This window comes from Paenibacillus sp. FSL H8-0079 (genome assembly GCF_037991315.1).
Taxonomy (GTDB): Bacteria; Bacillota; Bacilli; order Paenibacillales; family Paenibacillaceae; genus Paenibacillus.
The window spans coordinates 3,097,765-3,112,149 of the sequence record NZ_CP150300.1; the positions used below are offsets into that span (position 1 = coordinate 3,097,765).

A 14,385-nucleotide genomic window follows, 5' to 3' on the forward strand; every position below is an offset into this window, starting at 1 on the left:
ATCGACTAGGAGGAATATTCAATGAAAGCACTCGTATATCAGGATCTCAAACAGGTAACTTACCAGGAGATTGAGGAGCCAACCATTCAAAAGCCAAACCAGGTGAAAATTAAAATCTATGGTTCAGGCATCTGCGGGACAGATCTGAATATTGTCAAAGGCAAAGTGCCGGCGAATAAAGGAACAATTATCGGTCATGAAGGCGTGGGCACAGTCGTTGAGGTGGGCGACGAAGTTCGTGGATTCAAGATCGGTGATCGGGTATTGGTTGATCCCACTCAATCTTGCGGTACCTGCTCCTATTGCCGCGAAGGACTGTTCATCTACTGTGAGAATTTTGATGACTATCAAGTAGGGATGACGACACACGGAACCTTTGCTGAATATTTTGTTGGAGACGAAAAGTATATCTATGCCATCCCGGATTCCATGAGTTGGGAAACGGCCATGATGATCGAACCACTGGGATGTGTACTTCAGACGTTCATGAAAGCAGGGACTAAGCCAAGTGACTCCGTACTGGTCCTCGGTTCTGGTGCAATCGGTTCCCTGTGTCAGCTAGTTAGCAAACGATTGGCAAGGCTTACCGTAGGCACGGAAGTTGATCCATACCGCAAAGAGTTCGCTTCGGGGATCGCGGATCATGTGTTCTATCCTCAGGATCTGACACTGGATAAAGTATACGAGATCAATAATAACAAAAAGTTTGATATTGTAGTGGACGCGGTTGGTAACCAGCTTCATGTCGGGTTTGAGCTGATTGCCAAAGGCGGAAAAATTATTCCTATGGGATATGACGACAGCTATGAGGTAACGTTCAAATCAACAGCCGTGATTAATGATGGCATTAGTATCATTGGCGCGGTGGCTAATCACTCGATGATCAGTACGGCACTGAAATTTGCCCAAAGTATCCCGGAACTGGAACAGATGGTGACAGCCAAGGAACTGCTGAGTGATTATGAACAGGCCTTTAATGGAACGATTGGTTATGACATGCATACTGGAGAGAAATTGCCCATGAATTCGGTCAAAACAGCTCTGATCCTATAAGCATGTAGACATTAGCGGGTTTGCCGCTGCGAGAAGTTGGAATTCGCAGCGGTGAAAACCGCAGAAGGAAGGGATATCGATTGAAATTGCTTCAAGATTTGCCGAAGAATCCACGCTACTCCATTTTTCTCGAACCGGTATGGGCCATTCCGGGCACGATCGTTCTCTTCTATGCTCCTTTATATATGAAGGAAGCCGGACTTTCGGATATTGAAATCGGTTTAATCAATTCGGTGAATCTTTATTTTGCCTTTATCTTTCAACTATTCGCGGGTTCCATTACGAATAAGCTGGGGCGCAAACGAACAACGCTGATCTTTGATCTGCTTGCCTGGAGTGTTCCCATGTTCATCTGGGCCTTCTCTCAGAACTTCTGGCTGTTCCTGATCGCCTACTTACTGAACGCAACATCCAAGTTTGTAACGGTCGCCTTTAACTGTCTGATCATAGAGGATGTGGAGGAACATAAACGATCGAAGGTATTTGCCATTCTCAACATGATCATTACAGGAGCCGGGGTATTAACGCCTATTGCCGGGGTGGTCATTGCTAATTATGGTATTGTGCCAACACTCGCCAGCATTTACTTTGTCGGGGGCATCCTCATGACTGCCATGTTCTTCATACGTAACCGATACACGGTTGAGACCGAGGTCGGCAAGGAACTTATGGGATTGCATAGTAAAACCCGCGTGCTTCAGAGCTTGGGTTCCAGTCTGCGTCTGTTCGGCAAATCGTTCTATAAACGGAGACTGTTCCCGATCATTTTGATCACCGTGTTGTCCAATCTGATCTTGCAGCTGAATTTCTTCCAGGTCATTTTCTTCAAGGAACAGTTGAAGTTTGATGACCGTGTCATTTCGTTTATTCCGGTCGTGACCGCAGTAACGGTCATGTTGCTCTATCTGGTCATCATTCCGCGATTGAAACGGCGTTCGGAAGAAAAGTATGTTGGTTTCTCCATCGTGCTTAGTACGGCCGGGGCCATCCTGTTTCTATTGATTCCTGTGGGGAATATAGGGATGTTGTTTCTAACGCTAATCGTGCTCGCTGCGGGTAATTTCATTTTGCAGACGTACCGGGATTCCCTGCTGATGAACCGATTGGGTACGCATGAGAAAGCCGACATGTTCTCGGCCGTGCAGACGGTCATGACGCTTACAGCCATTCCATCCGGATATCTGACGGGTTTGCTTTACCATCACAATCCAACGCTGTTGTTCAGTGTCATTCTTGGTCTATACGTCGTACTTATGGTCATCATGTTCTTCCTGCCTGATCCGCAAAAGCACTCCCAAGTGCTAGAACCTTACAAAAATATGTAGAAGAAGGGGTTTTATGTATATGGAGCGAATATGTAGTACATAAAAAAATGAGTAAATGCATGTTCAAAAAGAGCGGTTTTCAGTACCGAGAAGATGGGATGAAGCTAGAAATGGAGTAGCGGAGCGTAGGAAAACTACGTGAGCAACCGCAATGTTTCCGAAGGAAACATACTTCGTAAGCCCACACTTATTTCGGCTGAATGCCATATTCGATGCTGATGATGCCACTAGGCATCCTTAGTAATCAAAAGCGGACTTTTTGAACTACCTCTAGAACATATTTTAACTTGGGAGGCTAAGAAATGACTAACGTAATGACAACAGAAGCACGGAATCAATGGAGCTGGATGAACGAGCCCGAAACTTGGTCCTATACGGATCAGGGTGGTGTGCTGGTGGAAGCGAAGGCGGACACCGACTTTTTCCAGGACCCTGCGGGCAAGCACATTCGTGCAACCGCACCATTCCTGTCCATGCCTGTACCTGAGGACTTCGAAATCACAACCCAGTTAACCGTGGATATGAAAAATCAATATGATTCCGGATGTCTGATGGTGATGGCAGATGATCGTAACTGGTGCAAAATTTGTTTTGAGTATGATGGAAAAGCACCTACCATCGTGTCAGTGGTCACACGTGATGGTTCATCCGATGATTGCAATTCGGTGGAAGTCTCCGTACCTAATCCCTATCTGCGTATACGCAAAGTAGAGGGCTGCATATCATTCTTTTATTCACCCGATGGGGATGAGTGGAAACTAATTCGTTATTTCGGCATGCCGACACAAGGGGAACTTCGAGCTGGATTAGTTGTTCAGTCGCCGACTGGAACGGGCTGTAAATGTCACTTTTTATCCGTGAACGTTACTCAACCGGACTTGACCGCGCGCTTCTAATCCGCTCCCCCGGCCGATCATTGGAGGGAGAACAGTTCATGGTAAAAGCATTCATATTTGATTTTGATGGACTCATTGTGGATACAGAGACACCCTGGTACTATGCGTTTCGCGATATTTATGAAGAGCACGGAGTGGAACTTGGTCTGGAGCTTTGGTCGAAAAATGTGGGCACATCCTTTGAGGAGTTTCATCCATTTCTATATCTGGAGCAGGCGCTCCAAAAAAAGATAGATCATGATCATATCAAATTGCTCTCTGAACAGAAATACGAAGTCTATTTGGGACAAGCCGCTATTCTTCCAGGGGTGTATGAATTGCTTCAGTCTGCGAGGGAGAAGGGGATTCAGCTTGCGGTTGCTTCCAGCTCCACACGGGACTGGGTGCATGGTTACTTGCAGAAATTAGGCATTTTCGATTATTTCACAGTCGTTCATACATCCGAGGATGTGAAGCGAGTGAAACCGGATCCTGAACTGTACCTTCTTGCTCTCCAGAGTCTTGGGATCGAGGCTTCGGAAGCGATTGTGTTCGAAGATTCACCTAATGGCTTGAAGGCAACCAATGCAGCAGGTATTCGTTGTATCATCGTGCCTAACGAGGTAACGCGTGGTCTGGAGTTCGCCATGCATGAACTGCGGTTATCCTCGCTGGCCGAGATCGATATGGAGGCTCTTTAATCCAGATACTGCTTGCGTAGCTCGATAGGGGAGATCCCTTCGTATTTTTTGAACACCGATCCAAAGTAACTGGCACTGTTGAAACCAACAGCTTTGGCTATTTCATGAGCGGTAGTGGCGTCATTTTCTATGAGCATTTCCTTGGCTTTCAACAACCGATATCGTGTCAGATACTCCAATGGAGTCATTTGAAATTCTTTTTTGAATATCCGATTCAGGTGCTGTTCGGTTACGTCCATCTGCTCAGCCAACATGGGGAGAGAAATATCCTGATGATAATTTTGTTTGATAAAAGTAATGAGTTCATCCAATCTTAATCGGGCATCAGAACGTTCGTAAACACTATAGCGTTCACCTTCAATGGTTAATCTGACCAAAAGCATGTACAGTAACGCGGATACGTGCCAGATCTGATCCTTGTGCCGGGACTGCAGCGCCAACGTAATTTCATGCAACAGGATATGAAGCATTCCATCCGGCTTGAAGGCGCGCAGCTCCCCGATCTGCAAGGTATGCAAGAACCTTGGCAATAAATAGCCATTGAAAGACAGACAATCAAATCGTAATGAATCACTCAGATTGTGGTAACGGTAAGTTACCTCCGGGAATAAAATGAGAGCGGTTCCTTTTTTGATCGAAAATTCATGATTCTTTGCTGCGATTCGCCCTGTTCCTCCGATGCACTGTACAATGCTGTAATCCCGTGAATGGTCGCTCCAATTCATCAATTCATCAACGGTCAACTGGTTTTGCCCTGTAATCATGAGCGGCATATCGGTATCCAGTGGATTCCCCATGCTAGGTTTCGGCATCGTCGTGTTATTCCTCTTTTCGTTAAAGGATCATGTGCGTTAGTGGCGTGGTTACAGCGTTAAAAGAAACCTAGAAAGAATTATATTACATAAATGGAATTATTTTAATTGATTGACGATCGATAATAAAACGTTTTCAAAAATATAGTCCAACCGTTCTTTATTGGATGCATTAGCATGCATCGTAGCTTGATCAGTCTCTATTTATAGATCTAGAAGTACGCCTGCCTTGCCAACAGAATGCGAAACAGTATACGCTATAACGAATGAGTGATTAAGGAAAGGGATGCAAACATGAAGAAAGTCATCGTAGTCGGATCGGGTATTCTGGGGGCATCAACAGCCTATCAATTAGCCAAACATGGCGCAGAGGTCATCATCGTAGATCGAAAAGATATAGGACAGGCAACGGATGCAGCTGCCGGTATCATCTGTCCATGGCTGTCACAGCGACGTAATCAGGACTGGTATCAGCTCGCCAAGGCTGGTGCGCGGTTCTACCCTGGCATCATAGCGGAGCTTGAGAGTGAAGGAGAAACGGAAACGGGATATGCTCAAGTGGGTGCGCTCAGTATTCATACGGATGTGGACAAAATCAACAAGATGGAAGAGCGAGCCCACCTTCGCAAAGCAGATGCACCGGAGATTGGTGAGATTACACCTCTTGATGCAAAAGAAACCCATGAACGTTTTCCACTGCTGGAGGAACATTATCAATCCGTACATATCAGCGGTGCTGCACGTATAGATGGACGGGCGCTGCGCGATGCCTTAATCCGGTCTGCACAGCGAAATGGAGCAGAAGTGATCCATGGAGACGCCACGCTTCAATACGAAGCAGATCGGGTCATTGGTGTGACGGTTAATGGTCAGAGTTTCCTGGCAGATGAAGTCATTGTCTGTGCAGGTGCATGGGCCAACGCACTGTTGAAGCCACTCGGCATACACTTTAAAGTGCACTATCAAAAGGCACAAATTATGCATCTACATGTTACGGATGGGGAGGATACGGGCAACTGGCCCGTGATTATGCCACCGTCTGACCAATACCTCCTGGCCTTTGATCAACAGAAGATTGTGATTGGAGCCACTCATGAAAATGATGTAGAGGGTTATGATACAAGAGTAACCGCAGGGGGCATGCAGGAGGTTTTGAATAAAGGCCTGGAACTGGCACCAGGTCTTGCAAACAGTACATTCCAGGAAGTACGAGTTGGGTTTCGTCCGTTCACACCTGGCTTTCTGCCTGTAATGGGGTCTGTGACGGGCTGGCAGGGTCTGATTACAGCGAACGGACTTGGCGCCTCTGGCTTGACCATGGGTCCTTTTATCGGGAGTCAACTGGCGAAACTAGCTCTCGGCATGGAACTGGATATCGATATTGATCCCTACACTGTTGGCAAAGCAATGGATGAAATTGAAAGAGGTGACTCATGACATATTCACAACGTTTATCCGATGGAGCGAACTCGTCCGACATCATATATCTGGAACATCAGATCCATACGACGAAAGAAGAACTGCGAATAGCTTTGGAGAAACAAGAAACGTACGAACGCAAATTGTCGGAATTGAAGTCAACACCAATCGGTGATGCATCGAAAGACAGTTCGGACGAGCAAGTCTTAATGGAGAAGGCAAGCCAAACGCAGAATTGCATTGAAACCCTGTCTGCACAGCTGGAGCAGCTACAGGAAGCATTGGCGAAACTAGGCGATTAATCGGTTCGTATCGCTTATCTCTCTGCAACACCGACGAAATAATATACTATTCGTATAAAACTAAAACCCCTTATATTAAGGGGTTTTTCCTATTTAGTTCAAATGGTGTATATCAATAAATGAACGAATGGTATAAAATGGAATCAGGTGCTGAACTGTCAATTCAGGTACCCAAGTAACCAATCACGAAACGATACTGAGAGGTGGATTCCAAATGTATAAAGAAGTGATACGCGTTGAGGACATTACAGGCTTCCAGTCCAGATCCGAAGAGTTTTTTCCACTTCACTGGTTTCGAAAAATGCTGTCCGAACATCCTGTGTATTATCACGAAGATACAGACACCTGGAATGTGTTCAGATACGATGATGTGAAGCAGGTCCTGAGTAATCATGTCTATTTTTCGGCTGAAGGAACTCGAACAACCATTGCGGTTGGAGCGAAGAACAACGAAGGCACACCTCCGGACAAATTAAATATCTCAAGTATCGATCCTCCCCGTCATCAAAAAAGTCGTTCGTTGTTATCCGCTGCTTTTACACCCCGAAGTCTGAAGAACTGGGAACCGCGAATTCGTAACATTGCGCAGCAGCTGGTAGCAGAAATTGAGCCGAATACGACCATTGATATTGTTCAAGCGTTGGCTGCTCCGCTGCCTTCGATGGTTATGGCTGATCTGCTCGGCATCCCTCTCACAGACAGTCACCGCTTCAAGAACTGGGTAGATATTCTGTTTCAACCCACCAATCCGAAGACTGCTGAAGAGAGTGAACTGAAAAAGCAGACTGCAGCTCAAGAGTATTATCAATTCCTGTACCCTATTGTGGTTCATAAACGGTCCCATCCTGGTGAGGATATCATTACGGATCTGTTGAATGTTGATGTGGAGGGTGAGAAGTTCACGGAGGATGAGGTTGTTCGCACGACCATGCTTCTGCTCGGAGCCGGTATTGAGACTACTAGCCATATGGTTTCAAATACGTTCTATTCCTTCCTGTATGATGACCCGAGTCTGTATGATCAACTAAGACAGAATCCCGAGTTGGTTCCACTCGCAGTTGAAGAAATGCTTCGTTATCGGTTTCATAATGCCAAGCGGCATCGGACAGTGAAGCAGGATAATCAACTGCTCGGAGTAGATTTGAAAAAAGGAGATGTTGTCATCTCCTGGATGAGTGCAGCCAATATGGACGAGCAGATGTTTGAAGACCCCTTTGAGCTAAACATTCATCGTCGGAATAACAAAAAACATCTTACCTTTGGCAATGGCCCACACTTTTGTCTGGGTGCCCCGCTGGCAAGAATGGAACTCAGCATTGCCTTGACTGCATTTGTGGAGAAGGTCGCTCGGATCGAACCGGTGGAATCCTTTGATCTGGAGAATAATCTGGCCACTTCAGCTCCGGGACAGTCGTTGACCCATCTGCCAGTGAAGATCGTTGGGTAGAGGGAAAGGTTCATACGGGATACAACCTAAAAAGCGGCAGATCAGACGTAAACGTCTTGATCTGCCGCTTTGTTATGGAAGCAATTATGAGGCTGAATACCTTAATTCGAATTCATGGAAACTTTTTGTCTAACAACCTGTTTGATTTCTTCCTCTTTCGCTTGTTTGGTACGTTTGATAAAGAAGGAAAGAACCAATCCCACAACCGCGATCCCGATGATCACGACATAAGCATCATTGATACCCTGGATCATGGATTCTGTGGCAAGCTGTTGTTGACTGAGACCATTGGCTGCACCAGTCGCCATCATATCCTGTACGTGTGCTGTTGTACGGGAGGTCATGACACTCACGAGCAATGAAGTACCTACAGCACCAGCAACTTGTCTCACGGTGTTGGAGATGGCTGTACCATGTGCACCGAGTCTTGGTGGCAGTTGGTTAAGCCCCGCAGTTTGAATCGGCATCATGAGCAAAGCCATACCAATTCGGCGGCCAGTTGACATTAATACCAGGTACCCATAACTGGTTGAATCCGTTAAGTCGATGAAACCAATTGTCGTCACGATGGTGATCACCATCCCGATCACAGCCAGCCATTTGGCTCCAAATCGGTCAAACAATTTTCCGGCTACAGGCATCAAGAAGCCCATGACAAGGGCACCCGGAAGAAGTAATAATCCGGACTCCAGTGCAGTGTAACCACGTGCGTTCTGAAGGTACAAGGGAAGCAACATCATGTCAGCATACATGATCATCGTAATCGCGATACTGATGACCGTGGTCAGGGAGAACATGTTGTACTTGAAAGCCCGCAGATCAAGCAGGGGAGTATCTGAAGCGAGCTGACGCCATGTGAACAGCGCAAGAGAAACAATACCAGCAGCAATACAGATAAGTACTTCTGCACTTGACCATCCCAGACTTCCTGCTCTGCTGAAGCCATACAGCAATGCGCCGAATCCGATGGTGGATAGTACAACACTCATCGTGTCGAACTTCGTGCTGACCCGTTCGGATACATTCTTCAGGTATACAAACGCAAAGGCAATGACAATAAGAGTTAATGGAATCATGCCGTAGAACATCGTTTGCCAAGAGTAGTTCTCCAGAATATAACCGGCAAGGGTAGGCCCAATTGCAGGAGCGAAAATGATGGCAAAACCAACCATACCCATTGCAGATCCTCGTTTTTCAGGAGCAAACAAGGTCAAAATAACGTTCATCAAGAGAGGCATGATAATGCCGGCGCCCGCTGCTTGAATCATGCGTCCTGTCAGCAATGTACCGAAATTGCTTGCAAGAGCGGATACGATGGTACCAATCAGGAAAATAAACATGGAAGCTTGGAATAATTGCTTGGTTGAAAAGCGTTGCATGAAGTAGGCCGTGATGGGGATCAGCACCCCGTTCACCAGCATGTAACCTGTCGTTAACCACTGTGCTGTTGCGGCGGAGATATTAAAATCACCCATCAGCTCCGGTGTAGCAACACTCATGATCGTTTGATTCAACGTTGCAAGGAAGGCTCCCAAAATCATGATAAACAGGATGGGGCCTTTCTTTACGGTTAATTCATCTTGTACTCTAGCCTGACTCAATCCTTTTCATCCTTTCAATCCACGCGTGACTAAATTTACAACGTGTTGTATAGTTTACATTGTATTTATTGAATTATATACATATTCGGACAGATTACAATTTACGTTATGATGTGTTTTCGTTGTTTATTTTACAAAAAAATCGAATTCGTTGTTTAAATGAAGAATAAACGACTGTTTGTTTAAAATTGTAATGTTTAAAATTTGAAGGAGGGATACACGTGAAAGAAGAGAAGAAATCAGCCGTGGACCCAAGAATATTGCGAACGCGCCAGTTAATTCGAGGTGCATTTGTTGAATTGCTGCAGGAAATGGATATTGAAAAATTGTCAGTAAACAAAATTGCCGAACGAGCGACGATCAATCGGGTAACCTTCTACCTGCACTATCGCGATATTACGGATATGATGGAGAAGATGGCTGACGAGATGATCGAGCATATTGAACGAATCGTGGATGAATATGCCCCTCATTTTGAGAAGCAAAGGACGGAAGAGGCTTGGCCTGTTCTGGTCAAGTTACTGGAGCATTTTGCAGAGAACGCCTCGTTCTATCAGGTGGTACTTGCCACGAAGCGCACACCGATTTTTACCGAACGACTGCTTAAATTGCTGAGTACGCTGGTCAAAGCTAAAATTGATCGGGTGGAGATGGAGGATGAACTTGAAGAATCCGGCATTCACAAGGAGATTGCAATCTGGTACGGTTCTTCCGCCCTGATTGGTACCATCGTCGCCTGGCTGCGCAACGACATGCCTTATTCCCCGCATTTTCTGGCGAAACAATTCTCGTTGATTCGCTCGTACTCATATAATGACCTGATATAATCATGCTACAATTGCACCTAACGTTAATAGAGGAGGAATAATGAATGAAATATAGTGCAGAACGTATCTATGTGAGATTTTGGAATGTGGAAGATGCGTCATTACTTCTGGATCTACAGGTTCGCAATCGTGCGGAAATTGAGAATATATCAGCGAGTAATCGGGACGAGTCTTTTTATAGTTTGGAAGGACAAAGGTCACTCATTGAGAGCTGGGACAAGAAAAGAGAAGACGGGAAACGATATTCCTTCGGTATTTTTCTGAATACAACGGATGAACTCGTCGGTGAGATTTCAGTGTTCGAGATCATATTGGATTCTACCCCAAAATGGATCGTTGGTTATGTGACCGATATTCTGCATCAAGGAAAAGGATATATGAGCGAAGCCTTGCAATGTGTGCTGGAATTTGCCAAACACGAAACTGAAATTACTCGAATTGAAGCTGGCGCTGTACCCGATAATACAGGTTCCATTCGTGTCCTTCAAAAAGCAGGATTCAAGGAGAATGGGTCACAGCCTGTACCAATCCAGGGAACGTTGAAAGAACATACGATGTTTGCTGTGGACTTATTATAAGTAGGATATTTTACTATTTACTTTATAAGTTGAACTATATTTAAACGTAACGGAGAGGACAGAAAAAATCTATGGCTACTATACTCGTTGCTGACGACGATGCGAATATTCGCGAACTTGTCTGTTTATTTCTCAAAAATGATGGGTTCACCACAGTGGAAGCTGCGGATGGTAAGGAAGCTCTCACTTTGTATGGTGAAACGACAGTTGATCTGGTTGTGCTTGATATTATGATGCCTGTCATGGACGGCTGGGCACTATGCAAGGAACTCCGAAGAGCCAATCCCGACCTCCCATTACTCATGTTGACGGCGAGAGGAGAGACTTGGGAAAAGGTGAAAGGGTTCGAACTGGGTACGGATGATTATTTGACCAAACCGTTCGATCCATTAGAGTTGACTGCTCGTGTCCGAGCATTACTCAAACGATACAAAATTGGCTCCACACATACAATTCAGTTTGGTAATGTTATTCTTGACCGTCAGACGTATAAGGTAATGAGAGGCGCGGAGTCGCTTACGTTGCCACTTAAGGAGTTTGAACTTCTGTATAAACTTGCTGGAACACCAGGACAAGTCTATACACGTGAGCAGTTGATCGATCAGATATGGGGGATTGATTACGCCGGAGATGATCGAACAATAGACGTACATATTAAACGCCTGCGCGAACGATTCGCAACTACACCTGATTTTCGGATTGAAACGGTGCGTGGGCTGGGGTACAGACTTGAGGTCTATGAATGATCCGATCCATATATATTCGTGTGGTCTTGACCTTTTTGGGGTCTGTTATCGCTGGTACGATCATTTCATTTTTTGTGTCTACCTGGATATTTGAAGAAAAATTAAACGAAAACGCACAAATTAACCTACGAAACTTCGGACAAGACGTTGTGCAGATCTATAAGGCCCTCCCCGTGAGTGAAGCGGACTTGTACGTCAGTGGAATGAAACAGCTCAGCTCCTATCATATTCGAATTTACGAACCTTCGGGTGAATTCAAGACTTACGGAAAGCTTAACGGACATAAGTCTGCTGCTGTGACGAGCGAGCAACTGAAGAAAGTGTTAGATGGGGGCGTTGTTCAAGAAACAACGAGTGGGATTGCTACAGGGTTCTTAGGGTTACCGTTGAAAACGGAGACGGGAACAAAAGGGATATTTTTGGAAACACTTGCGCCGCCTTCAACCTCTTTTGTGATCAAGTGGGGCTTAATCTTTGCAAGCTGTTCGTTGATTGCAGGAAGTTTGTTAATTCTCGTTGCCTCTGTATATCTGGTGAGACCGATCAAGAAATTGACCAAAGCAACCAAGCGGATTGCAGCTGGAGATTTCAATGTCAAACTGAATATTAAGCAAACGACTGAGATTGGCACGTTGGCTCGCAGCTTTGAAGAAATGATGCATGATCTGAAGCAGTTGGAGCAGATGCGCAGGGAATTCGTTACGAATGTTTCGCACGAGGTTCAGTCTCCCCTCACCTCAATATCCGGTTACGCTTCAGCACTGAAGCAAGTCAACCTCTCGGAACAAGAGCGAAACCGTTACCTGGATATTATCATCTCTGAAGCGAAACGAATGTCCAAAATGAGCGATAGCCTGCTCAAGCTGAGTTTACTTGAATCGCAGTCCCAGCAACTACGGCTTAACACCTTAAGCCTTGATGAACAGATTAGGCGGGTCATCGTGGCACTTCAGCCGCAATGGTCCGGGCGTAACATTCATTTCGAGCTTGATTTGGAGAACGTTAAGGTAACGGCTGACCACGATCAGTTAAATCAGGTATGGACGAACATTCTCGGAAATAGCATCAAGTTCTCCAAGGATGGCGGTATGATTAAAGTCAGCATGGAAGAGGATTTCAAAAATGTGACTGTTCGAATATCCGACACGGGCATTGGTATTCCCCTGGAAGACCAGAAGCGTATATTCGAGCGCTTTTTCAAGGCAGATCGTTCCCACAGTCGTAAATACGACGGGAGTGGTATGGGACTAGCAATCGTTAAACAGATCGTATCACTTCATCAGGGTGACATCCGCGTGGAAAGCGAACCTGGTCAAGGCACGACCTTTATAATCACGTTGCCCATCCATCCACCAACGGATAGTTAGGCTCACAGGACAGGTGAATGAATAGAATATCCTTCGAAGTATCTAAACCAAATTCTCATGCCATGAGTAACATGCAAGCTTCCTTGTATGTTACTCATGGCATTTTTTTTGCTTGTTCATATTCCGTTCATATTGTGGTCATTGGGAGTACATCTTTGTTGATTAGGCTTGCATTAGCGGTTTGATATGTCAAAAAAAAGAGGATAGGGGCAGATGAATGTGAGTCAACAAGCAGACAAAAAAATACAGAGTAAAGGCAAAACAAAGAAAGTGTTAAACATTTTGTTTAAAGTACTATGCGCAATCATTATAGCAATCTTACTTTTTGTAGCTATCGTATATACTGTTAACCAAATCAGTACTCATTCGGAGCAAAAAAGAATGGAGCCGTATGGTCAACATGTGTCTGTAGACGGGAAAAATATGAATGTGTTCATTCAAGGCGAAGGTGAGGAAACGATTGTGCTTCTGCCTGGCTTTGGAACAGCGGCACCAGCGCTTGATTTTAAGCCACTTATTTCTGAGTTATCTCCATATTATAAAGTCGTCGTGGTTGAGCCCTTTGGTTACGGATTGAGCGATCAGACCGAAAAGGAACGCAGTACAGCGAATATCGTCAGTGAAATTCATGAAGCGTTACAGCGTCTACATATTGATCGTTATATCCTCATGGGTCATTCCATCTCGGGGATCTATAGTCTGGAGTATGTGAACAAATATGCCAATGAAGTAAGTGCATTTGTCGGGCTGGATAGCAGTGTGCCAGCGATAAGTGAACAGAAGATTGATTCGTCAGATACACAACCGATTAAATGGTTCCGTAACTTAGGTTTCGCACGAGTACAATTGAAACTGAGTGCGGACCCTTATGATGGACTGCCTTATGATGAGCAAACGAAAGAACAATTGAACATTCTGATTCGAAAAAATATGTATAATACCACGCAATTAAATGAGGCAGAGAGTATGTATTCCAACTTCAAAGCAGCTGAACAACTAACGTTCCCTGTTAATCTTCCTGTCCTGTTCTTTGTTCAAAAGAATCATCCGGCAGCGGACAATTGGGTTCCCGAACACGAGAAACTAATAGAGAACTCCGAACATGGAGAAATAGTGTTGTTGGAAGCAAATCATTATTTGTATCGTTCCCATGCCAAAGATATTGCTGAAAAATTCAGGGGATTTATGACACAACAGTAAATAGTAATGAATTGGCTTGTTCATATTCAGTTCATATTGACGTCACGGGCAGTACATTTTCATTGGATAAAATTTCATTAGCAGCAATGAAGCAAAGAATAGATCAAGGGGCAAAAAGAAAGATCCGCAGAG

The 14,385-nt window shown here is 45.0% G+C and carries 14 protein-coding genes; 12 read left to right on the forward strand and 2 right to left on the reverse strand.

Annotation, left to right across the window (positions count from 1 at the left end; all coding sequences use genetic code 11):
* Nucleotides 1-21: 21 nt before the first annotated feature.
* From MHI06_RS13850 to MHI06_RS13865, 4 genes are all read left to right on the forward strand, one after another.
* Nucleotides 22-1,053: an alcohol dehydrogenase catalytic domain-containing protein gene (locus MHI06_RS13850; RefSeq protein WP_017688645.1), complete on the forward strand. Its 1,032-nt coding sequence runs from the start codon at nt 22-24 to the stop codon at nt 1,051-1,053.
* Nucleotides 1,054-1,133: 80 nt separating this feature from the next.
* A complete protein-coding gene (locus MHI06_RS13855) occupies nt 1,134-2,378 on the forward strand; it encodes an MFS transporter (protein ID WP_340401861.1) in 1,245 nt (414 codons plus the stop codon).
* Nucleotides 2,379-2,680: 302 nt separating this feature from the next.
* Nucleotides 2,681-3,274, forward strand: a complete 594-nt coding sequence (locus MHI06_RS13860) for a DUF1349 domain-containing protein (protein WP_169479569.1) — start codon at nt 2,681-2,683, stop codon at nt 3,272-3,274.
* Nucleotides 3,275-3,312: 38 nt separating this feature from the next.
* Nucleotides 3,313-3,954 carry an HAD family hydrolase gene (locus tag MHI06_RS13865; protein ID WP_340401862.1) on the forward strand — a complete coding sequence of 214 codons (642 nt, stop codon included), beginning with the start codon at nt 3,313-3,315 and terminating at the stop codon, nt 3,952-3,954.
* On the opposite strand, the gene MHI06_RS13870 is transcribed toward MHI06_RS13865, so the two are convergent.
* A complete protein-coding gene (locus MHI06_RS13870) occupies nt 3,951-4,766 on the reverse strand; it encodes an AraC family transcriptional regulator (protein ID WP_340401863.1) in 816 nt (271 codons plus the stop codon). The genes MHI06_RS13865 and MHI06_RS13870 overlap by 4 nt on opposite strands.
* Before the next feature lie 294 nt (nt 4,767-5,060).
* Here MHI06_RS13870 and MHI06_RS13875 point away from each other — a divergent pair, with 294 nt between their 5' ends.
* The 3 genes from MHI06_RS13875 (at nt 5,061) to MHI06_RS13885 (ending at nt 7,934) form a co-directional block, all read left to right on the forward strand.
* Nucleotides 5,061-6,203 carry an FAD-binding oxidoreductase gene (locus MHI06_RS13875; protein WP_340401864.1) on the forward strand — a complete coding sequence of 381 codons (1,143 nt, stop codon included), beginning with the start codon at nt 5,061-5,063 and terminating at the stop codon, nt 6,201-6,203.
* Nucleotides 6,200-6,487 (forward strand): hypothetical protein, encoded by a 288-nt coding sequence (locus MHI06_RS13880; RefSeq protein ID WP_340401865.1) that lies wholly within the window; start codon nt 6,200-6,202, stop codon nt 6,485-6,487. The genes MHI06_RS13875 and MHI06_RS13880 overlap by 4 nt, the downstream gene beginning before the upstream one ends.
* A 214-nt stretch (nt 6,488-6,701) precedes the next feature.
* Entirely contained in the window at nt 6,702-7,934 is a 1,233-nt protein-coding gene (locus tag MHI06_RS13885) for a cytochrome P450 (RefSeq protein WP_340401866.1), read from the forward strand.
* A gap of 101 nt (nt 7,935-8,035) precedes the next feature.
* Here the strand turns inward: MHI06_RS13885 and MHI06_RS13890 are convergent, their stop codons facing one another.
* A complete protein-coding gene (locus MHI06_RS13890) occupies nt 8,036-9,475 on the reverse strand; it encodes a DHA2 family efflux MFS transporter permease subunit (RefSeq protein ID WP_340402113.1) in 1,440 nt (479 codons plus the stop codon).
* 281 nt (nt 9,476-9,756) lie between these two features.
* On the opposite strand from MHI06_RS13890, the gene MHI06_RS13895 reads away from it, so the two are divergent.
* The 5 genes from MHI06_RS13895 (at nt 9,757) to MHI06_RS13915 (ending at nt 14,253) form a co-directional block, all read left to right on the forward strand.
* Complete coding sequence (locus MHI06_RS13895) at nt 9,757-10,362, forward strand: TetR/AcrR family transcriptional regulator (protein ID WP_169479564.1); 606 nt, start codon at nt 9,757-9,759, stop codon at nt 10,360-10,362.
* A 44-nt stretch (nt 10,363-10,406) separates the two neighbouring features.
* On the forward strand, nt 10,407-10,940 hold the full coding sequence (locus MHI06_RS13900; RefSeq protein WP_340401867.1) for a GNAT family N-acetyltransferase: 534 nt from the start codon (nt 10,407-10,409) through the stop codon (nt 10,938-10,940).
* 71 nt (nt 10,941-11,011) lie between these two features.
* Nucleotides 11,012-11,686, forward strand: coding sequence for a response regulator transcription factor (locus MHI06_RS13905; RefSeq protein WP_169479562.1), 675 nt, complete (start codon nt 11,012-11,014; stop codon nt 11,684-11,686).
* Nucleotides 11,683-13,053 carry a HAMP domain-containing sensor histidine kinase gene (locus MHI06_RS13910; RefSeq protein WP_169479561.1) on the forward strand — a complete coding sequence of 457 codons (1,371 nt, stop codon included), beginning with the start codon at nt 11,683-11,685 and terminating at the stop codon, nt 13,051-13,053. The genes MHI06_RS13905 and MHI06_RS13910 overlap by 4 nt, the downstream gene beginning before the upstream one ends.
* A gap of 213 nt (nt 13,054-13,266) precedes the next feature.
* Nucleotides 13,267-14,253 (forward strand): alpha/beta hydrolase, encoded by a 987-nt coding sequence (locus tag MHI06_RS13915; RefSeq protein WP_340401868.1) that lies wholly within the window; start codon nt 13,267-13,269, stop codon nt 14,251-14,253.
* Nucleotides 14,254-14,385 lie beyond the last annotated feature (132 nt).

What these genes read in the sequence shown, in the direction of transcription:
- MHI06_RS13850 (WP_017688645.1), top strand. Translation starts at nt 22, where the DNA reads ATGAAAGCACTCGTATATCAGGATCTCAAACAGGTAACTTACCAGGAG.
- MHI06_RS13860 (WP_169479569.1), top strand. Translation starts at nt 2,681, where the DNA reads ATGACTAACGTAATGACAACAGAAGCACGGAATCAATGGAGCTGGATG.
- MHI06_RS13865 (WP_340401862.1), top strand. Translation starts at nt 3,313, where the DNA reads ATGGTAAAAGCATTCATATTTGATTTTGATGGACTCATTGTGGATACA.
- MHI06_RS13870 (WP_340401863.1), bottom strand. Translation starts at nt 4,766, where the DNA reads ATGCCGAAACCTAGCATGGGGAATCCACTGGATACCGATATGCCGCTC.
- MHI06_RS13875 (WP_340401864.1), top strand. Translation starts at nt 5,061, where the DNA reads ATGAAGAAAGTCATCGTAGTCGGATCGGGTATTCTGGGGGCATCAACA.
- MHI06_RS13880 (WP_340401865.1), top strand. Translation starts at nt 6,200, where the DNA reads ATGACATATTCACAACGTTTATCCGATGGAGCGAACTCGTCCGACATC.
- MHI06_RS13885 (WP_340401866.1), top strand. Translation starts at nt 6,702, where the DNA reads ATGTATAAAGAAGTGATACGCGTTGAGGACATTACAGGCTTCCAGTCC.
- MHI06_RS13890 (WP_340402113.1), bottom strand. Translation starts at nt 9,475, where the DNA reads ATGATTTTGGGAGCCTTCCTTGCAACGTTGAATCAAACGATCATGAGT.
- MHI06_RS13900 (WP_340401867.1), top strand. Translation starts at nt 10,407, where the DNA reads ATGAAATATAGTGCAGAACGTATCTATGTGAGATTTTGGAATGTGGAA.
- MHI06_RS13905 (WP_169479562.1), top strand. Translation starts at nt 11,012, where the DNA reads ATGGCTACTATACTCGTTGCTGACGACGATGCGAATATTCGCGAACTT.
- MHI06_RS13910 (WP_169479561.1), top strand. Translation starts at nt 11,683, where the DNA reads ATGATCCGATCCATATATATTCGTGTGGTCTTGACCTTTTTGGGGTCT.
- MHI06_RS13915 (WP_340401868.1), top strand. Translation starts at nt 13,267, where the DNA reads ATGAATGTGAGTCAACAAGCAGACAAAAAAATACAGAGTAAAGGCAAA.